15 protein-coding genes are annotated in these 18,886 nt (G+C 65.2%); 6 read left to right on the top strand and 9 right to left on the bottom strand.

Annotated features, from left to right (window positions below):
• The first annotated feature begins 14 nt into the window (after positions 1–14).
• From trpC to LXM94_RS01460, 3 genes are read left to right on the top strand one after another with little or no spacing between them, the layout of a single operon-like run.
• Positions 15–830 (top strand): indole-3-glycerol phosphate synthase TrpC, encoded by an 816-nt coding sequence (trpC, locus tag LXM94_RS01470; RefSeq protein WP_235769374.1) that lies wholly within the window; start codon positions 15–17, stop codon positions 828–830.
• On the top strand, positions 827–1,315 hold the full coding sequence (gene moaC / locus LXM94_RS01465; RefSeq protein ID WP_235769373.1) for a cyclic pyranopterin monophosphate synthase MoaC: 489 nt from the start codon (positions 827–829) through the stop codon (positions 1,313–1,315). The genes trpC and moaC overlap by 4 nt, the downstream gene beginning before the upstream one ends.
• Positions 1,316–1,318: 3 nt before the next feature.
• Positions 1,319–2,542, top strand: a complete 1,224-nt coding sequence (locus LXM94_RS01460) for a molybdopterin molybdotransferase MoeA (RefSeq protein WP_235769372.1) — start codon at positions 1,319–1,321, stop codon at positions 2,540–2,542.
• A gap of 137 nt (positions 2,543–2,679) precedes the next feature.
• Here LXM94_RS01460 and LXM94_RS01455 read toward each other — a convergent pair whose 3' ends face one another.
• The 9 genes from LXM94_RS01455 to LXM94_RS01415 all read right to left on the bottom strand — a co-directional run bounded on the left by LXM94_RS01455 (position 2,680) and on the right by LXM94_RS01415 (position 10,841).
• Positions 2,680–3,399 (bottom strand): ParA family protein, encoded by a 720-nt coding sequence (locus LXM94_RS01455; RefSeq protein ID WP_235769371.1) that lies wholly within the window; start codon positions 3,397–3,399, stop codon positions 2,680–2,682.
• Positions 3,400–3,504: 105 nt separating this feature from the next.
• Positions 3,505–4,587: a protein-glutamate methylesterase/protein-glutamine glutaminase gene (locus LXM94_RS01450; protein ID WP_235769370.1), complete on the bottom strand. Its 1,083-nt coding sequence runs from the start codon at positions 4,585–4,587 to the stop codon at positions 3,505–3,507.
• A gap of 8 nt (positions 4,588–4,595) precedes the next feature.
• Positions 4,596–5,429 (bottom strand): CheR family methyltransferase, encoded by an 834-nt coding sequence (locus LXM94_RS01445; RefSeq protein WP_235769478.1) that lies wholly within the window; start codon positions 5,427–5,429, stop codon positions 4,596–4,598.
• Positions 5,430–5,466: 37 nt separating this feature from the next.
• Positions 5,467–5,961 carry a chemotaxis protein CheW gene (locus LXM94_RS01440; protein WP_235769369.1) on the bottom strand — a complete coding sequence of 165 codons (495 nt, stop codon included), beginning with the start codon at positions 5,959–5,961 and terminating at the stop codon, positions 5,467–5,469.
• A gap of 1 nt (position 5,962) precedes the next feature.
• The gene (locus LXM94_RS01435) at positions 5,963–7,660 is read right to left on the bottom strand and encodes a methyl-accepting chemotaxis protein (RefSeq protein ID WP_235769368.1); all 1,698 of its coding nucleotides are present in this window, start codon (positions 7,658–7,660) and stop codon (positions 5,963–5,965) included.
• A gap of 18 nt (positions 7,661–7,678) precedes the next feature.
• On the bottom strand, positions 7,679–8,197 hold the full coding sequence (locus tag LXM94_RS01430; RefSeq protein WP_235769367.1) for a chemotaxis protein CheW: 519 nt from the start codon (positions 8,195–8,197) through the stop codon (positions 7,679–7,681).
• Positions 8,194–10,197, bottom strand: a complete 2,004-nt coding sequence (locus tag LXM94_RS01425) for a chemotaxis protein CheA (protein WP_235769366.1) — start codon at positions 10,195–10,197, stop codon at positions 8,194–8,196. The genes LXM94_RS01430 and LXM94_RS01425 overlap by 4 nt, the downstream gene beginning before the upstream one ends.
• Positions 10,194–10,562, bottom strand: a complete 369-nt coding sequence (locus LXM94_RS01420) for a response regulator (RefSeq protein WP_235769365.1) — start codon at positions 10,560–10,562, stop codon at positions 10,194–10,196. The genes LXM94_RS01425 and LXM94_RS01420 overlap by 4 nt, the downstream gene beginning before the upstream one ends.
• The gene (locus tag LXM94_RS01415) at positions 10,563–10,841 is read right to left on the bottom strand and encodes a hypothetical protein (RefSeq protein ID WP_235769364.1); all 279 of its coding nucleotides are present in this window, start codon (positions 10,839–10,841) and stop codon (positions 10,563–10,565) included.
• 419 nt (positions 10,842–11,260) lie between these two features.
• Here LXM94_RS01415 and LXM94_RS01410 point away from each other — a divergent pair, with 419 nt between their 5' ends.
• The 3 genes from LXM94_RS01410 (at position 11,261) to LXM94_RS01400 (ending at position 18,603) form a co-directional block, all read left to right on the top strand.
• Positions 11,261–12,994 (top strand): chemotaxis protein, encoded by a 1,734-nt coding sequence (locus LXM94_RS01410; RefSeq protein ID WP_235769363.1) that lies wholly within the window; start codon positions 11,261–11,263, stop codon positions 12,992–12,994.
• A 679-nt stretch (positions 12,995–13,673) separates the two neighbouring features.
• Positions 13,674–17,489 (top strand): vitamin B12-dependent ribonucleotide reductase, encoded by a 3,816-nt coding sequence (locus LXM94_RS01405; RefSeq protein ID WP_235769362.1) that lies wholly within the window; start codon positions 13,674–13,676, stop codon positions 17,487–17,489.
• 103 nt (positions 17,490–17,592) lie between these two features.
• Positions 17,593–18,603 (top strand): hypothetical protein, encoded by a 1,011-nt coding sequence (locus LXM94_RS01400; protein ID WP_235769361.1) that lies wholly within the window; start codon positions 17,593–17,595, stop codon positions 18,601–18,603.
• Positions 18,604–18,886: the final 283 nt, after the last annotated feature.

The following is an 18,886-nucleotide window of genomic DNA, read 5'->3' as shown; positions in this document are numbered from 1 at the left end:
GGTAGGCTTCACCCATGGCCGACATCCTGAAGAAAATCGAGATCTACAAGCGCGAGGAGATCGCCGCCGCCAAGGCGCGCGTTCCGGCGGCCGAACTGCGGGCGATCGTCCGCGACCGGGAGCCGCCGCGCGGCTTCCTCGCGGCCCTTCTCGACCGGAAGGCGAAGGGGGAGTTCGGCCTCATTGCCGAGATCAAGAAGGCGAGCCCGTCGAAGGGACTGATCCGGCCGGATTTCGATCCGCCGGCGCTTGCAAGGGCCTACGAGGCGGGCGGTGCCGCCTGTCTCTCCGTGCTCACCGACGGGCCGAGCTTCCAGGGCGCGCCGGCGTTCCTGGCCGCCGCACGCGCCGCCTGCGCGCTGCCGGCGCTGCGAAAGGATTTTCTCTTCGACAGCTACCAGGTGCTGGAGGCCCGCGCCTGGGGAGCCGACTGCATCCTCCTCATCATGGCGTCGCTTTCCGACGACGATGCCAAGGCGCTCGAGGACGCCGCCTTGGCGCTCGGCATGGACGTGCTGGTCGAGGTGCATGACGAGGCCGAGACGGAGCGGGCGCTGAAGCTCCGCACGAAGCTCTTCGGCATCAACAACCGCAACCTGCGCAGCTTCGAGGTCGATCTCGCCGTCTCCGAGCGGCTCGCCGGCCTGGTGCCCGACGACAGGCTGCTGGTCGGCGAGAGCGGCATCGTCACGCATGCCGACTGCAAGCGCCTGCAGGCTTCGGGCATCACCACCTTCCTCGTCGGCGAGAGCCTGATGCGCCAGGACGACGTCGCCGCCGCCACCCGCGCGCTCCTCACCGGCTCCGCCACGATGCTGGCTGCCGAATGACGGCGGCCGGCCTCACGCATATCGATGCGGCCGGCGAAGCCCATATGGTCGATGTCGGCGACAAGGCCGAGACGGTGCGCGTTGCCACGGCCGAGGGCCACGTGCGCATGGCGCCGGCAACGCTCGACCTCATCCTTGCCGGCAATGCGAAGAAGGGCGACGTGATCGGCACGGCGCGGCTCGCCGGCATCATGGCCGCCAAGCAGACGGCCAATCTCATACCGCTCTGCCATCCGCTGATGCTCACCAGGGTCTCCGTCGAGATCGGCGAGGACCCCGCCCTGCCCGGCCTGCGCGTCACGGCGACGGCGAAGCTCACCGGACGCACCGGCGTCGAGATGGAGGCACTGACGGCGGTCAGCGTCGCCTGCCTGACGATCTACGACATGGCGAAGGCCGCCGACCGCGAGATGGAAATCGGCGGCGTCCGGCTCGTCGAAAAATCCGGCGGCCGCTCCGGCGATTACCGCCGCAGGGAGCGCTGAGCGATGTCGCTGCTGCCGGTCGAGGACGCCCTGCAACGCCTTCTGGCAGCGGCCGCGCCACCGGCCCGCAGCGAGCTCGTCGGCCTGCACGAGGCGCAGGGCCGCGTGCTTGCCGCCGACATCACCGCCACGCTGACCCAGCCGCCCTTCGACAGCTCCGCCATGGACGGCTATGCGCTGCGCCACGCGGATCTCGCCGCGGGTGCGGCGCTCCGGGTGATCGGCCGCTCGGCCGCCGGCCATGCCTTCCGCGGCACGGTCGGCCCCGGCGAGACGGTCCGCATCTTCACCGGCGCGCCGGTGCCGGAGGGCGCGGACACCGTGCTTCTGCAGGAGGATGCGGAAATTTCGGGCGACGGCGCCACGATCCGGGCGACCTTCACCCCGGCCGCCGGCCGCCACATCCGCCCGCGCGGCCAGGATTTCGCCGAGGGCGAGGCGGTTCTCAAGGCCGGCGACCTGCTCGATGCCGGCCGGCTGACCGTCGCGGCGGCGATGAACCACCCCTACCTGCCGGTCTATCTCCGGCCGAAGGTCGCGATCCTCGCCACCGGCGACGAGCTCGTGGAACCCGGCAAGACGCCCGCCCACGGGCAGATCGTCGCCTCCAACAGCTACGGCATCGCCGCACTTGCGCGCGACGCGGGTGCCGAGGTGCTCGACCTCGGCATTGCCGGCGACGATGCGGCGGCAATCCTCGACGCGGTCGACTGGGCGCGGGCCTGCGGCGCCGACGTGCTGGTGACGCTCGGCGGCGCCTCGGTCGGCGACCACGACATCGTGCAGCCGGTGCTGACCGGCGCCGGCATGGCGCTCGACTTCTGGCGCATCGCCATGCGGCCGGGCAAGCCGCTGATGGTCGGCCGGCTCGGCGCCATGCAGGTGCTCGGCCTGCCCGGCAACCCGGTCTCAAGCCTCGTCTGCAGCCTGCTTTTCCTGGAGCCGCTGATCCGAACGCTGGCGCGGCTCCCGGCGATCGACCGGCGCGCCACCGCGGTGACGGAAACGGACCTCGCCGAAAACGACAAGCGGCAGGACTATCTGCGCGCCCGGCTGCGGCGCGGCGCGGACGGTGCGCTTCTCGCCACCCCCTTCGGCAAGCAGGATTCGTCGATGATGAAGACCTTCGCCCGATCGGAATGCCTCATCCTGCGCCGGCCACACGCGCCGGCGCTTTCGGCAGGCTCGCCCTGCGAGGTCGTCGTGCTGCGGGAACCGTCGGCCTGAAGCGCATCGCGATCTCCCGGATTCGCGCCGCGCTTCAGTTCTTTGATTTTGTGCCTGTCGCTATCGAAAAACCGCCGCACGCTTTTGCGCGACATGCCTCGGAGGGACGGGGGTGGCGAAAATCCGGACAGGCGGGCTCAGGCGACGCGTTTCAGCGTCTCCAGGACATCCCGCTCGGCAAGGCCCTGCAGCACGAGGACGCGCCGCAGCACCTCCATGGCAAGCGTCCGGGAATTCTCCTGCGCCCTGTCCAGGTTGCTGACCCTGCGCGGGTCCATCGAATAGAGCGTGTCGCCGGAGCCGAAGACGTCGCGGTAGGCGGATCGCTCGATGATCGGCGTATCGAGCACATGCACCCGACGCTGAGAGAGCAGGTCCTTGACCGCCTGGAGCGCCCGCGTCGTCACCATCGAGTTGACGCGGGTCAGCACGACGGAATGCGGGATGCGGATATCGGCCCGCTCTTCGAGATATTGCAGCAGTTCGATGACATGGGCGCCGCCCTGCGCGTCCATCGCCGAGCCCTGGACGGGGATCAGCACATAGTCCGAATAGCCCATGGTCTGCGCCAGCAGCGAACTGCGCGCGCCGGGCAGGTCGACAAGGACAAAATCGGCCCGCGCCCGCGCCTGGCGCACATGCTGGTCGATGGTGGCGGTGGTCACGTAGGAAACGACCGAAAGCGTCTGCGGGCGGGCCGCCGCGGACATCTCGTACCACCGCGAAATCCAGTGCTGCGGATCCGCGTCGAGAACGACGACGGAAAAGCCCATGCGCGACAGTTCGCAGGCGACGAGCAGCACCGCCGTCGTCTTTCCGGCGCCGCCCTTGGTGTTGGCGAAGGTGATGACCGGCATCCGTATCGTCTCCGGGGAGTTCGTGAGCCGCTCATCGCTCGCTTCCGCGCCGACCCATGGCGCCTTTCTACATCCTTGCCAAATATGGTTAATGGCAGATGAAGATCAGTGCCGCCGCCGGTCGGCAGCAAGGATTTCCCGGGCGATCTGCTCGAGCGGCACCACCCTGTCGACGCCGCCGTGGCTGATCGCCTCCTTCGGCATGCCGAAGACGACGGATGTCGCCTCGTCCTGCGCGACGGTATAGGCGCCGGCCTGGTGCATCTCGTTCATGCCGAGCGCGCCGTCGTCGCCCATGCCGGTCATGATGACGCCCATCGCGTTGCCGCCGGCCGCCCGTGCCGCGGAACGGAACAGTACGTCGACGGAGGGCCGGTGACGGGAGACGAGCGGGCCGTCGCGCACCGTCACATGGTAGCGCGCGCCCTGCCGCTCCAGCATCATGTGGCGGTCGCCCGGCGCGATCAGCACGTGGCCGCGCAGCACGGGATCGCCGTTCTGCGCCTCCTTCACCTCGACCTCGCACAGGCTGTTCAGCCGCTTGGCGAAGGCGGCGGTGAATTTTTCCGGCATGTGCTGCACGACGACGATGCCGGGCGAATTGGCAGGCAGCGCCTCCAGCATGACGCGCAGCGCCTCCGTGCCGCCGGTCGAGGCTCCGACGCCGACGACCATTTCGGTCGTCTTCGCCATCGCCCGCCCGGTCGGCGGCGGCAGCACGGCATCCGCCGTCAGCTTGGCGGTCGTGCCCATGGCGATCGGCGGTCGCGGCGCCCGGCCGAGTCGGGCGGCCGCGGCGCCCTTGACCGCCTCGCGCAGGCGCATGCCCGATTCGGCGAGATGGTCGGCCGCACCGATCTTCGGCTTCAGCACGACATCGACCGCCCCCGCCTCGAGCGCCTGGAGCAGGGTTTCCGACCCCTCCTCCGTCAGCGACGAGCACATGACGACGGGGATCGGCCGTTGCGCCATGATCTTGCGCAGGAAGGTGATGCCGTCCATGCGCGGCATCTCGACGTCGAGCGTGATGACGTCGGGAACCTCCTCCTGGATGCGGCGCGCCGCGACGAAGGGATCGGACGCAGCCCCCATCACCTCGATGTCGGGATCCTGCTCCAGCACATGGGTCAGGACCTGACGGACGCTCGCCGAATCGTCGATGATCAGCACGCGGATCTTCTTGCCCATCAAGCCTCTCAGACCTTGCGGAAGACCGTATTGGCCACCTGCCGCACAGGCAGGTCGATGCCGGTGATCGTCTCGGAATGGCCGACGTAAAGATAGCCGCCCGAATGCAGGCAGTCGCACAGCCGCGCGAGCACCTTGGCCTGAGTCGGCTTGTCGAAATAGATCAGCACGTTGCGGCAGAAGATCATGTGCATCGGATCGCCGACCTTGTAGACGTCGTCCATCAGGTTCATGCGGGCGAAGCCGATCTTGGCGCGCAGGCGGGGCGCGATCCGCACCTCGCCGCGGGCCGCGTCGCGCGGCGCCATGACATATTTCCCCCGCATGTCCGCCGGCACCGGCGCGACGGCGGTGCGCGGATAGATGCCGCGCCGCGCGGCCTGCAGCACATCCGTCGACAGGTCGGTCGCGAGGATGCGATAGTCGAGCCCCGAATGCGCCGCGGCGAACTCCTGCATCACCATCGCCATCGTATAGGGCTCCGCGCCGATCGAGCAGGCGGAACTCCAGAGCCGGATGCGGCGATGGCCGGCCGCGACGAGTTCGGGCAGCCCCGCCTGCACCATGTGGTCGAAATGCTTCGGCTCGCGGAAGAAGTCCGTCTTGTTGGTCGTCACGGCGTCGATCAGGTGGATCGCCTCCCGCTCGATGCCGCCGTGTTTGAACAGGAAGTCGCAATAGTCGTCGAAGCTGGCGATGCCGGTTGCCCGGAGCCGGCGCCGGAGCCGGCCCTCGAGCATCGTCAGTTTCGTCGCCGGCATCTTGATGCCGCTGTAGTCGTAGATGTAGCGCGACAGGGCATCGAAGTTCCGGTTGCTCAGCCGGTCTTCCGACGCCTGCATTCTCACTGCAGCTCCCACGCGTTTCTCCGTTGATCGCTTATGCCGTCGCGGCGAGGCGGTTGGCCGTGCCCATCATCGCGACCTCGGCGCCCGAAAAAAGGCGGGCGAGATCGACGATGACGACGAAGGCACCGTTGCGGCGCACAACGCCGGCGATGTAGTCCGACGGCCAGCGCACGCCGATGTCCGGCGCGCCCTCGATCTCGTCGTGGCGGAAGGGCGTCACCTCGAAGACGCGGTCGGCCACGAGGCCGAGCGTCAGCATCCTGTCGCCGATCGGCACGTCGAGCACCAGCGCGCGGGTGTTCGGCGTCTTCTCCGTCTTCGACATGCTGAGCCTCAGGCGGAGATCGATGACCGGCACGCCCTGCCCGCGCACATCGCGCAACCCGAGCAGGTATTCCGGGCCGTGCGGGATCTTGAAGGCGTCCTCGTGGTCGAGGATCTCCCGCACCACCGTGACCGGCACGGCGAAGACCTCGTTGTCGAGACTGAAGGTGACGTACTGGGACTCAGAGGAAGGACCGGCCATGTCACGCGCTTTCGCGGAAATCCGCATCGTCGGCATCCGGGCCGCCCATCGACATGTCGAGGGAGAAACCCCTGCCGCGCGCGGGCGTGGAGGCCACCGGTTGCTCGCGGCGAACCGGCGCGGCGGCGGGACGCTTGGCCGGAGCCGCCGCCATCTTCGCTGCGGTGGTGCGCAGCTTCTCGGCGTGGTTCGGCTCCCGGCGTGCGGCGCTGTCGACCCGGAAGAAGGCGATCGAGGCCTGCAGTTCCTCGGCCTGGGCGGCGAGTTCCTCGGAGGTTGCGGACATCTGCTCGGACGAGCCGGCATTCTGCTGCGTCACCTTGTCGAGTTGCTGGATCGCCTCGTTGATCTGCGAGGCGCCGATATCCTGTTCGCGGCAGGCGGCCGAGATCTCGGAGACCAGTTCCGCCGTCTTGCGGATGTCCGGCACAAGCCGGTTCAGCATCTCGCCGGCTTCCGTCGCGACGGAGACCGTCTCGCCGGACAGGGCGCTGATCTCGGCGGCAGCCGCCTGGCTGCGTTCGGCGAGCTTGCGCACTTCCGAGGCGACGACCGCGAAACCCTTGCCGTGTTCGCCGGCGCGGGCCGCTTCGACCGCGGCATTGAGCGCCAGCAGGTCGGTCTGGCGGGCGATCTCCTGGACGATCGAGATTTTCTCGGCGATCGTGCGCATCGCGCCGACGGCGCGGCCGACGGCCTGGCCGGAGGCTTCCGCGTCCTTGGCCGACTGGCGGGCGATCTTCTCCGTCTGGGCGGCGTTGTCGGCGTTCTGCTTGATGTTGGAGGCCATCTCCTCCATCGAGGCCGAGGCTTCCTCAGCGGAGGACGCCTGTTCGGTCGCGCCCTGCGATAGCTGCTCGGAGCTGGAGGAAAGCTCCTGGCTGCCCGACGAGACGTTGTCGGAGGCCGACAGCGCGTCGGCGACGACGCCGCGCAGCCGCTCGATCATCGTGTTGACGTGGCCGAGCAGGTCGCCGACCTCATCCTTCGTGGTGACCTCGGCAAAGCGCGTCAGGTCGCCGTCCGAGACGTTCTGCACGACGCCGACCGCGCGGTTGAGGCCGCGGTTGATCGAGATGACGATCCACATGGCGACGCTGACGGCGACCAGCAGGGCGATCGCGGCGACCGACACCATGATCGTGCGGGTGGCCTGATACTGCGCATCCGCGTCCATCTCGGCGGCGTCCAGACGGCCCGCTTCGAGCTCCACGACCTCGCCGAGCAACTGGTCGATCTCGTTGGTCGCGGCGCGCGCGTCGACCGTCGAAACCCGCGTCGCGGCCACCATGTCGCCGGCGAGCGCCAGCGCGCGAATGCGGTCGTCGTCCCGGCGGAAATCGGTGGTGAAGCCCTGCAGCTTGTTCCAGAGCACCTTGCCCTGTTCCGTGGCCTTGCCGAGCACCTGTTCGAAGGCTTCGTCGAACTTCTTGCGCGCGTCGTCGCTGAGGCCGATATAGCGATTGCTCTCGGCGGCATTGGCCGCAGACAGCATGTTCTTCTGCTGGCGGATCTGCTGAAGCTGCAGATTGCTGAGCTGTTGCGCGAGCTTGAGCCGCTCGGCCGGGCCGTTCAGCACATCGCTGAGCGTCGTATTCAGGCTGCCGAGGCTCATAATGCCGTAGCCCGCCGTGCCGATCAGCACGGCCAGCATGAATCCGAAGGCGAGGAATAGTTTGAGCTTGATGGTGAATCGCATGGTCGGTCCCCTTAACCCCTAGTTCGGCCCCCCGGCCGGTGCCGTGCGGTCCCGCTGCAGCGAGAAGATCGCCTGCAGGTTCGGCACGATGATGAACTCTCCGCCCCGCTTGACGAGGCAGTCGATATAGTCCGCGCGCCAGCGCATGCCGACGCTCGGTGGTGCTTCGCTCGCCGCTTTGGCGAGCGTCGTGACTTCGTAGACCTTGTCGGTCCGGATGCCGATCAGCGTCGCCTCGTCGTCGAGATCGAGCTCGATGACGACGATGCGGCTGTCGATCGTGGTCTCCGTCGCCTCCATGCCGAAGGCGAGGCGGATATCGGCCAGCGGGATGACCTTGCCGCGGAAGTTGATGACGCTCGCCACGAAGGGCTTGCTGCCCGGCACGTGCGTCTCCGGCAGGAGATCGAGGATCTCCTGCACGACGGTCGCCTCGATGGCGAAGGTCTCGCCGTTGAGGTTGAAGGTCAGGACCGACAGGTCCTCCCCGCCGCGCCAAAGCGTCTCATAGTCGAGCTTCCGTACTGCCTCGTTCATCCTGCCGCCCGCAATTGCGCCTCCTGCTGCTGTCCCACCGCGACCAGATGGGTCACGTCGAGGATCAGCGCCACGCTGCCGTCGCCGAGGATCGTCGCACCGGAGAAGGTGACGACGTCGTGATGCAGCTTGGACATGGACTTGATGACCGTCTGGTGGTCACCGATGATCTGGTCGACGACGAGCCCGACGCGCTCCGCGCCGGTCGAGATGACGACCACCTTCTGGTGCGGGTCGGGTTGCGTCCCGGTACGGAAGAGCTCGCGAAGCCGGATGAACGGCACGAGGCTCTCGCGCAGCGAGATGAAGCTGCGGCCGCGCGAGCGCAGGTCGTCCTCGAGCGACAGCTCCAGGCACTCCTCGACGGCGGGAAGCGGGATGACGTAGCAGCCCTGCCCGACCCGGACGAGAAGCCCCTCGATGATCGCGAGCGTCAGCGGGATGCGAAGCGCTACCTCCGATCCTTCGCCCGGACGGCTCGAAATATCGATCGCGCCGCGAAGCGCCTCGACGGTCTTCTTGACGACATCCATGCCGACGCCGCGGCCGGAGAGGTTCGTCACCTGCTGCGCGGTCGAGAAGCCCGGCTGGAAGATGAGCTGGAGCAGTTCCTGGTCGACGAGCGTCGCGCCCGGCTGGATGAGGCCGGAGGCCTCCGCCTTGGCGCGCACCCGTTCCCGGCTGATGCCCCGGCCGTCGTCCTTGATGGTGATGATCACCTCGCCGCCGGTCTGGCGGGCGGAGAGGATGACCCGGCCCTTGGCGGGCTTGCCGGCGGCAAGGCGCTCTTCCGGGCGCTCCAGGCCGTGGTCGATGGCGTTGCGCACGAGATGGACGAGCGGATCGGCCAGCCGGTCGATGACGGTCTTGTCCACCTCGGTGCCCTCGCCCTCGGTGACGAGTTCGATCTCCTTGCCGGTCTCCCGCGACAGGTCGTGCACCAGGCGGCGGAAGCGGCTGAAGAGGCTCGCGACCGGCATCATGCGCAGCACCATCATCGTGTCGCGCAGCTCGCCGGAGAGCCGCTCGATCTCCTCTGACACCGAGCGCAGGCCAAGATCGGCGGCAGCACCCGCAAGCTGGGTCAGGCGCGACTGCGCGATGACGAGCTCGCCGACGCGATCCATCATCTCGTCCAGCCGCTCCGCCGGCACGCGGACGTTCTCGGCCGACTTGTTCTGCCTGCTGTCGTTGGCGGCCTGGATCGGGGCCGGCTCGCGCTCGGCGACAACCGGGTTCGTGGCCGGCACGTCCGCGACGACCGTCGCCGGCGGCATGGCCGGCCGCGCAGAGGTGAGGTCGGTGATCTCGAGCGCCATCTCGTCCATGACGAAGATGAAGACGTCCTCGATGTCGGCGCGCGGCCGCTCGGTCGTGAGCGTCACGTCCCAGACGAGATGGATCTCGCGCGGGTCCAGCATCAGGAAATCGGGCACCCTGGAGCTGTCGGCGACGATCCGGCATTCGCCGAGATCGCGCATTTCGTCGAGAAGGCCGAGAGGATTGGTGCCGTTCGCCATGGCGTTTGCCGGCAGGCTGAACCGGATGCGCCACGTGCGGCGACCGGCAGGCGCGTCCGCCCCGGCGGGCGCCGCCGGCTGCGCGACGGACGCGGCCGGGGCCGCACCGCCGTTGACGGCACACTGCAGGTCTGCCAGCAGCGCCGCACTCGTCGCGTCGTGGTCGCCGTTCGGCCTTTCGAGCAGCGCGCGCATGTGGTCCTGCGCGGCCAGCACCGCCGCGACGAGTTCCTGCGTCGCCGGCACGTCGCCCTTGCGCACCCTGTCGAAGGCCGTCTCGCAATGATGGGTGAAGGCCGCGAGCGCGTCGAAGCCGAACATCGCGCCGGAGCCCTTCAGCGTGTGCAGGCCGCGAAAGACCGCATCGATCTGATCCCGGTCGTCGAGGCTGCGCGTCAGGTCGAGGAGTCCGGCCTCGATCAGTTCCAGCATTTCGTTCGCTTCGGTGCGGAACACCGAGATCGGATCCGGATTGCTCATCGGCCAAGAACCTTCTTGGCGATCTTGACAAGGCTCTCCGGATCGAAGGGCTTTGTCAGCCAGCCGGTCGCGCCGGCGGCCTTCGCCTGCTGCTTGATCTCGCCGTCCGACTCGGTCGTCAGGAAGATCACCGGCACGCCGGTATGCGCCGGCAGCTTGCGCAGCTCGCGGATCATCGTCAGGCCGTCCATGTTCGGCATGTTGAGGTCGGTAATGACGAGATCGAAGGAGCCGCCCTTCAGCTTGCTCAGTCCGTCCATGCCGTCGACGGCCTCCGTGACGGCATAGCCGGCATTCGACAGCGTCACGCGGGTCGTCAGGCGAATGCTGGCGGAGTCATCGACGGTCAAAATCTTCGCGGTCATCTATAGGGCCTCCTGATGCAACCAGAACCTGGCGTCGTCCGCCGACAGATCGTCGAGGAAACCGCCCCTGCGCAGCACATCCAGCAACCGCCCCGACGCGGGCGCCGCCAGGCTGAGGGCACCGCCGGACGCGCCGGCATGGCGCCGGGCCGCCTCGACAAGCTGCACGAAACTGAGATCCACGACGGCGTCATCGCCCACGACGATAGACAATGCCGCAGAATCAGAGAACTTATCGATCAGTTCTTCTTTGAGCGACGCAATATTTCTAATGGTCATCTCGGATTTTATAACTACAACCGGAAGCAGATCCGTGTTTACTTGCAATGTCGCCCCCGTGAGTCGCCGAAATACATTGAGTTGGCGAGAAGACGATCTCATTTCAACCTTAACGAACGGTGAATCAGGTCAAAAAAATACCCGCATAGGTAACCATCTTGTCGAAAAAATCTATCTAACGCTACGTTAGCAGACTCATCATCAAGTTGTTTTAGCATTTAAATTAGCGAATACTTTAACAACCTTGACTACTAAACACGCTTGCGTTGCGCCGCCGTGCAGCCGATGACCGGACCGGGGAAGCATAGTGCGTCCCGGCCGGCGCGGGCAGCGATCCGCCCCGACTCCCCGCCGAAGTTTACCGGACGTTTCATAGTTGCAGCGTAGGGTCCCCCACAACGCGACAGTGAGGGGCGGACGTGACGGTCGGGACAGGGACTTCATACAGGACGATAAACACCGAAGAGACGCTCGCCGACCGGTTGGAAGGGGCCCGCTCGCGGATCGAGCAGCGCTTCCTCGACGGCGGCGCCGTGCTCCTCTCGGTGCTCGACGTTTTGAACAGGCTGGTCGCCTCGCTGGAGCGTCTTTCGGGTTCGCTGGACGAGGATGCGGCGCGCGATACGATCGAGCGACTTGCCGAAACCGTTAGGCAGATCTCGGCACTCCCCGCAGTCGAAACGAACCGCCAGACGCGGCTCGTGGCGATTTCGGCCACGGGCCAGACGCTCGCCGGCCATGTCGCCGCCATGCAGGAGACCCTGCGCTATCTGCGCACCTTCGCCACGACCGCGAAGATCGCCGGCGCCGGTATTCCCGATTTTGCCGGCTTTGCCGAGGAAATCATCGAGCGCATCCAGTTCGGCACGGGCGAGGTCAATGCGCTGTCGGCCAGGATTACCGGGCTCGGCACGACGATCGGGGTGGCGGCCGGCCGCGGCGGCCAGACGCTTGCCCGCTACGAGACGAGCGTGCCGCCCATCGTTGCCAGTCTGACCCGCAATGCCGACGAACTGACGCGGGAGCGCCGCCAGTTCTCCGACCTTGCCGAGAAGGTCGCCCAGATGGCGCGCAAAGTTCAGATGAAGGTCGCGACCACCCTCTCCGCCCTGCAGATCGGCGACATCACGCGCCAGCGCATCGAACACTGCCAGTCCGCCTTCGCCCTGACGGACACCTTCTTCACCGGGCCGGACGGAAGCGCGGTCGGCGCGGCCGACCGGGCGCGAATCAGCCTTCTCGTCGACCACCTGGTCTACGCGCAGCTCACCGAGACGAGCCGCCATTTCGAGCGGGAATGCACGACGGTCGTCGCTACGATCCGCGGTTTTGCCAACGACATCGGACAACTGCTCGACCTCTACGGCACGATGGCGCCGGCCGGCGACGCGCCATCGGGCGATTCGGGCCTGCGGCGCCTCGAAGCCGACATCGCAGCGGCGCGGCATGTGGTCGGCGGCATCGAGCAGGCGGCGGAAGATGCCAACCGCCTCAGCCGCGAGACGACGGCCACCGTGCGCGAACTTCTGCAGGGGGTCGAGACGATCAAGCTGGTGCGCACCGACATCCAGTACATGGCCCTCAACACCAACCTGCGCTGCAGCAAGCTCGGCGAGGACGGCCGCGCGATCAACGTGGTGACCGCCGAGCTCAGGACCTTTTCGGCGATGCTCGACGACACGGCCGAGAAGATCCTCGAGGCGCTGAAAGTGCTCGACGTCGATGCGGGCGCGCTTGGCGAGGCGACAGCGTCGGGAGAGTTGTCGCTCGACGGCCGGCTCGAGGACGCGCTCGCCACCGTGCATGCGGCCGGCGACCGCATGGAGGCGGACCTTGCGGATCTGCATGCCTCCGGCGGCGACGTCGCCGCCAAGGTCGCCGGCGCCGTCGCGACGCTGGACTTCAAGGCCGAACTCGGCGACGTGCTCGCCGACTGTGCCGCCCTCGCCCGGCCGGCCACGGCCGCCGCGCCGGACGGTCGCGGCATCGAGGAGGCGCTCGCCGTCCTCGGCCCGCGCATCGCTGCGACCTACACCATGATGTCCGAGCGGGAGATCCACGGCCGGCTCTTCGGCGTCGACCTTGCCGCCGCCGCGCCCGCGCCGGCTGCCGCGCAGAGCGACGAGGACCTCTTCGAGGACGCGCTTTTCTAGGGTGCAGGCCCGTTAAACTGGTCCGTACCCTAGGCACGTCCGCGGCTTTTCACCACCGTGCGGCCGAATCGCTGCCGCCGCGCACAGTTCGTGCCGGAAGCCAATGGTGGAAGCTCGCGAGTCGGAAAATCATGCCGGTTTTTACCCCTGATTTCTCGCCAAAACGCCGCCTTTCCGTCGGCATCCGGCAGGCGGCGGCGTCAAACGCCTGAAATTGCAGGGCTTCGGCACTGTCCCCGTTTTCCACAGCGGCCACACACTACATCTAGGGTTCATCATTCCGTCAAAAACCACCCCTTGACGGAATCGGGACCGATGGCGTTAATGGTCCCCGGTTGCGGCGGCGGCTGAACCGGAATGTTACGAGGCCGGTTCTTACAATCAAAAATCGCGTGTCCTGCGTTGCGTCGACGGGTGGATGAACCGCTCGCCGCGAACGGTGTTGCGTCGCGTTTTTTTGATCGTCAATGCGGCATCCCGGGCTGGCGTAAAGAAGCTGTTAATACTATATTTAGCGTTTGCAGCCACACTCAGCACAAGATAGAGGGTACCCAACAGATCGGGTTTCTCGACAGGGCTAGGGATTTGGAACTGGCTGCGACACGCATCGCGGCCGGACGGGGATAATTGCGTCCGCGGCAGGCGAGCCGGGATGCGGCGAACACAAGGATACGGGACCATGCGCATTGAACGTCGTTTCACGAAGGCAGGCCAGTCGGCCTATGCGGAGATCGAATTCCGCAAGGCGGTGAGCGAGATCAAGAATCCGGACGGCTCCATCGTCTTCCGCCTTGCCGACATCGACGTGCCGCAGCAGTTCAGCCAGGTCGCCGCCGACATCCTGGCGCAGAAATATTTCCGCAAGGCCGGCGTGCCGGCGCGGCTGAGACAAGTCGAGGAGAACGACGTCCCCTCCTTCCTGTGGCGCTCCGTCGCCGACACCGAAGCCCTGAAGGCGCTGCCCGAGGGTGAGCGCTACGGCTCCGAGACCGATGCGCGGCAGGTCTTCGACCGTCTCGCCGGCACCTGGACCTACTGGGGCTGGAAGGGCAGGTATTTCGCTTCCGAGGAAGACGCGGCCGCCTTCAAGGACGAGCTTGCCTATATGCTCGCCACCCAGCGCGTCGCACCGAATAGCCCACAGTGGTTCAACACCGGCCTGCACTGGGCCTATGGCATCGACGGCCCCGGCCAGGGCCATTTCTACGTCGATCCCTTCACCGGCAAGCTGGTGAAATCCAAGTCGGCCTACGAGCATCCCCAGCCGCATGCCTGCTTCATCCAGTCGGTCGAGGACGATCTCGTCAACGAGAACGGCATCATGGACCTCTGGGTGCGCGAGGCGCGCCTCTTCAAATACGGCTCCGGCACCGGCTCCAACTTCTCCTACCTGCGCGGCGAAGGCGAGAAGCTGTCGGGCGGCGGCCGCTCCTCCGGCCTGATGAGCTTCCTGAAGATCGGCGACCGCGCCGCCGGCGCCATCAAGTCGGGCGGCACGACGCGGCGCGCCGCCAAGATGGTCGTCGTCGACATCGACCATCCGGACATCGAGGACTACATCAACTGGAAGGTCAAGGAAGAGCAGAAGGTCGCGGCGCTCGTCACCGGCTCGAAGATCGTCGCCGGCCATCTGAAGGCGATCATGAAGGCCTGCGTCAACTGCTCGGCCGACAACGGCGCCTGCTTCGACCCCAACGAGAACCCGGCGCTGAAGCGCGAGATCCGCGCCGCCAAGAAGAGCCAGGTTCCGGAAAACTACATCAAGCGCGTCATCCAGTTCGCCAAGCAGGGCTACAAGGACATCGAGTTCAAGACCTACGACACGGACTGGGATTCGGAAGCCTATCTCACCGTCTCCGGCCAGAACTCCAACAACTCCGTCTCGCTGAAGGACGATTTCTTGCGCGCCGTGGAGAATGACGGCACGTGGAACCTGACCGCCCGCAAGGACGGCCGCGTCATGAAGACGCTGAAGGCGCGCGACCTCTGGGAGCAGATCTCCTACGCCGCCTGGGCGTCGGCCGATCCGGGCCTGCATTTCAACACGACGATGAACGACTGGCACACCTGCCCGGCCGCCGGTCCCATCCGCGCCTCGAACCCGTGCTCGGAATACATGTTCCTCGACGACACGGCCTGCAACCTCGCCTCGCTGAACCTGCTGCAGTTCAAGGACGCCGCCACCAAGAACATCGACATCGCCGACTACGAACATGCCGTGCGCCTGTGGACGATCGTGCTCGAGGTCTCGGTGATGATGGCGCAGTTCCCGTCGCGGCAGATCGCCGAACGCTCCTACGAATACCGCACGCTCGGCCTCGGCTACGCCAATATCGGCGGCCTCTTGATGTCGTCCGGCATTCCCTACGATTCGAAGGAGGGCCGGGCGATCGCCGGCGCGCTGACCGCCATCATGACGGGCGTTGCCTATGCGACCTCGGCCGAAATGGCCGGCGAGCTCGGCCCCTTCCCCAGCTTCGCGCCGAACCGCGACAACATGCTGCGCGTCATGCGCAACCACCGTCGCGCCGCCTATGGCGAGACCGCCGGCTACGAGGCGCTGTCGGTCAATCCGGTCGCGCTGATCCATGACGAATGCCCGGACCAGGCCCTGGTCGCCCATGCCAAGGCCGCCTGGGACAAGGCCGTTTCGCTCGGCGAGACGCACGGCTACCGCAACGCTCAGACGACCGTGATCGCGCCGACCGGCACGATCGGCCTCGTCATGGACTGCGATACGACCGGCATCGAGCCCGACTTCGCGCTGGTGAAGTTCAAGAAGCTCGCCGGCGGCGGTTACTTCAAGATCATCAACCGCGCCGTTCCCGAGGCGCTGCGCACGCTCGGCTATTCGGAAAGCCAGATTGCCGAGATCGAGGCCTATGCCGTCGGCCATGGCAACCTCAACCAGGCGCCGGCCGTCAACCCGGGCGCGCTGAAGGCCAGGGGCTTTCCCGACGAGAAGATCGAGGCCGTCAACGGCGCGCTGAAGGCCGCCTTCGACATCAAGTTCGTCTTCAACCAGTGGACGCTCGGCGCCGATTTCCTGAAGGAGACGCTGAAGGTCTCCGACGCGCAGCTTGCCGACATGTCCTTCAACTTGCTTGAACATATCGGCTTCTCGAAGAAGGACATCGAGGCGGCCAACATCCATGTCTGCGGCGCGATGACGCTGGAAGGCGCGCCGTTCCTCAAGAACGAGCACCTGCCGGTCTTCGATTGCGCCAATCCCTGCGGCAAGATCGGCAAGCGCTACCTGTCGGTCGAAAGCCACATCCGCATGATGGCCGCCGCCCAGCCCTTCATCTCGGGCGCCATCTCCAAGACGATCAACATGCCGAACGAGGCGACCGTCGAGGACTGCAAGAACGCCTACATGCTCTCCTGGAAGCTGGCGCTGAAGGCCAACGCGCTTTACCGCGACGGCTCGAAGCTTTCCCAGCCGCTCAACGCCTCGCTGATCGAGGACGAGGAGGACGAGGAGGATGCGATCGAGGCGCTGGTCGCCGCGCCCGCCGCCGCCCAGGCCGTCGCGGTCACCGAGAAGATCATCGAACGGGTGATCGAACGCGTCACCCGCGAGCGCGAGAAGCTGCCGAACCGCCGCCAGGGCTATACCCAGAAGGCGATCGTCGGCGGCCACAAGGTCTATCTCAGAACCGGCGAGTTCGGTGACGGCCGCATCGGCGAGATCTTCATCGACATGCACAAGGAAGGGGCCGCCTTCCGCGCGATGATGAACAATTTCGCCATCGCCATCTCGCTCGGCCTGCAATACGGCGTGCCGCTCGAGGAATATGTCGAGGCCTTCACCTTCACCAAGTTCGAGCCGGCCGGCATGGTGCAGGGCAACGACGCGATCAAGAACGCCACGTCGATCCTCGACTACGTGTTCCGCGAACTCGCCGTTTCCTATCTCGGCCGCCACGACCTTGCCCATGTCGACCAGTCGGACTTCTCCAACACCGCCCTCGGCAAGGGCATCCAGGAGGGCAAGACCAATCCCTTCTCGACCGGCTGGACGCGCGGCCACAAGCCGACGATCATCCAGGGCGGCAGCGGCGCGCACGGCCCGGCCGGCGAGGCCAAGGGTGCCGCGACCGGCACGCCGGCCAAGGCAACCGCGGCCGGCAACGTGACGTCGTTTGCCGGCTCGGCCGCCCGCAAGCTCGAACCGGCCGTCTCGATCGCCACCTCGGAGGTCGTCGCCTTCAAGCGCGACTACGAGGAGCGCGCCGCCGAATTCGCCGAGGAAATCGCCGACGAGGCGGAGGAAGCGACCGAGAGCGTCACCGCGCTGTTCTCCGACAAGGCCGCCGCCGACGCCGCCGCCGCCAAGGCGGATGCCAAGAAGCTGGAAAACGAACGCCGCATGCGCTCGATCGCCCAGGGCTACACCGGCAACATGTGCTCCGAGTGCCAGAACTTCACGATGGTGCGCAACGGCACCTGCGAGAAGTGCGACACGTGCGGTGCGACGAGCGGGTGCAGCTGATATCTGGGAACTCATTGACCAGTTCCGGATGCCGTTGGCATCCGGAACTACATACCGGAACATTTCATGAACTAAATTGCTGCACCAAAAGGATGAAAGTCGAATGAACTACGATGCATATCTGCATGCAAAAGGGCTGAAGACATTTGATCCCTATGGGCAAAACGACCTTCTTCCGCTGGAAAGACAAAGTCCAGATGTAGACCAGCTGGAAATTTTGAATCGCTACGTTGTAAGCTCAGAAAAGGTATACTGCCACATATGCGGATCAAAACGCCACAATAACGGCTTCACTGGGTTTGTTGCCGGTGGTGGCGCCATCTTATTTGGAAGCACATGCGCAAAGGGGTATTTTTGCGAAGAAACTTTACGTCTCGCAGAGTTGGCATTCGATCGCCGTGAAGAAGCGGCCTTCGCGGAGTTCAACGTAAAGAGATTGAAGGGTACCGCAAGTGAGATGCAACGTTGGCTTCAAAGATACGATGGTCAAATTAAAGCCATTTCCGAATCTTGGGATATTCTTTTAAATCAGCACGATTCGACTTTTGAAGAATTATTTCACCACCTTTCCAAAAACAATAATCGACTAACTGAAGAATTTGTTGAGGAGGCGTCCGAAATATCGCGCGCCGTTGGTAGAAATAATAAAACAGTATCAAGAAAAGTAATTTTTGCTATTCGAAATTCTATTTCAATAAAATCAATCCGTGACTTTCGCGATCATCAACGTGTTGTAGCCACACTACCCCTACGGCTTCTTGAAATAGATGACGCTATCTCGCGAGCGGACTTGGTAGAACTTGATCAACAACTCCGTTCTAATTTTTTCAGATCACTTGACGAGTTTGAGAAGGTGATACGATTCTCTGTCGAGATTTTTGTGGAACCAGCGTTCAGCCAGATATGTCAATGGTCCGACCGACAGAGAATACAAAAGCTACACAAAACTGAAGTGTCTCCGCGAAATTTAGCTAAGACACTGCGCAAGAAAATCGGAGATGGTTACGAACTCCCCCGACCAATGTTGCGAGAAATCATTGCGACCGAAAACTTCTTGCTTGGAGAGAAAAATCCATCTCATTCGACCTTGATAACCGAATCAAGTCAGAGATGAACATTTCCTCTCCCCAGCGAGGGAGAGGATACAAAATCAAGATTTAGCGCCAGCTAAGTCTTAGATTTTGTTGGTGAGGGGGGACCGCGACGGCTGAGAAAGACGGGGACGTTGTCGCCCCCTCATCTGCGATTTCTAACACTTAGCTTGCGCTAAGATGTTGAAACCACTTCTTCTCCCCCACCGGAAGACGAAACGCCCCCGCTATCCCCGTTTTCCCCGCCCTGCGAACCTGTGCCTACAATCGTCCCATCCCGTCCACGGATACACCGCAAGGCGTTGC

The sequence above is a fragment of the Rhizobium alarense genome, from assembly GCF_021555155.1.
Taxonomy (GTDB): domain Bacteria; phylum Pseudomonadota; class Alphaproteobacteria; order Rhizobiales; family Rhizobiaceae; genus Rhizobium_D; species Rhizobium_D alarense.
Note: the sequence above shows the minus strand (reverse complement) of the source record. Positions and strands in the feature narration are given on the sequence as shown.

What these genes read in the sequence shown, in the direction of transcription:
- trpC (WP_235769374.1), top strand. Translation starts at nt 15, where the DNA reads ATGGCCGACATCCTGAAGAAAATCGAGATCTACAAGCGCGAGGAGATC.
- moaC (WP_235769373.1), top strand. Translation starts at nt 827, where the DNA reads ATGACGGCGGCCGGCCTCACGCATATCGATGCGGCCGGCGAAGCCCAT.
- LXM94_RS01460 (WP_235769372.1), top strand. Translation starts at nt 1,319, where the DNA reads ATGTCGCTGCTGCCGGTCGAGGACGCCCTGCAACGCCTTCTGGCAGCG.
- LXM94_RS01455 (WP_235769371.1), bottom strand. Translation starts at nt 3,399, where the DNA reads ATGCCGGTCATCACCTTCGCCAACACCAAGGGCGGCGCCGGAAAGACG.
- LXM94_RS01450 (WP_235769370.1), bottom strand. Translation starts at nt 4,587, where the DNA reads ATGGGCAAGAAGATCCGCGTGCTGATCATCGACGATTCGGCGAGCGTC.
- LXM94_RS01445 (WP_235769478.1), bottom strand. Translation starts at nt 5,429, where the DNA reads ATGCAGGCGTCGGAAGACCGGCTGAGCAACCGGAACTTCGATGCCCTG.
- LXM94_RS01440 (WP_235769369.1), bottom strand. Translation starts at nt 5,961, where the DNA reads ATGGCCGGTCCTTCCTCTGAGTCCCAGTACGTCACCTTCAGTCTCGAC.
- LXM94_RS01435 (WP_235769368.1), bottom strand. Translation starts at nt 7,660, where the DNA reads ATGCGATTCACCATCAAGCTCAAACTATTCCTCGCCTTCGGATTCATG.
- LXM94_RS01430 (WP_235769367.1), bottom strand. Translation starts at nt 8,197, where the DNA reads ATGAACGAGGCAGTACGGAAGCTCGACTATGAGACGCTTTGGCGCGGC.
- LXM94_RS01425 (WP_235769366.1), bottom strand. Translation starts at nt 10,197, where the DNA reads ATGAGCAATCCGGATCCGATCTCGGTGTTCCGCACCGAAGCGAACGAA.
- LXM94_RS01420 (WP_235769365.1), bottom strand. Translation starts at nt 10,562, where the DNA reads ATGACCGCGAAGATTTTGACCGTCGATGACTCCGCCAGCATTCGCCTG.
- LXM94_RS01415 (WP_235769364.1), bottom strand. Translation starts at nt 10,841, where the DNA reads ATGACCATTAGAAATATTGCGTCGCTCAAAGAAGAACTGATCGATAAG.
- LXM94_RS01405 (WP_235769362.1), top strand. Translation starts at nt 13,674, where the DNA reads ATGCGCATTGAACGTCGTTTCACGAAGGCAGGCCAGTCGGCCTATGCG.
- LXM94_RS01400 (WP_235769361.1), top strand. Translation starts at nt 17,593, where the DNA reads ATGAACTACGATGCATATCTGCATGCAAAAGGGCTGAAGACATTTGAT.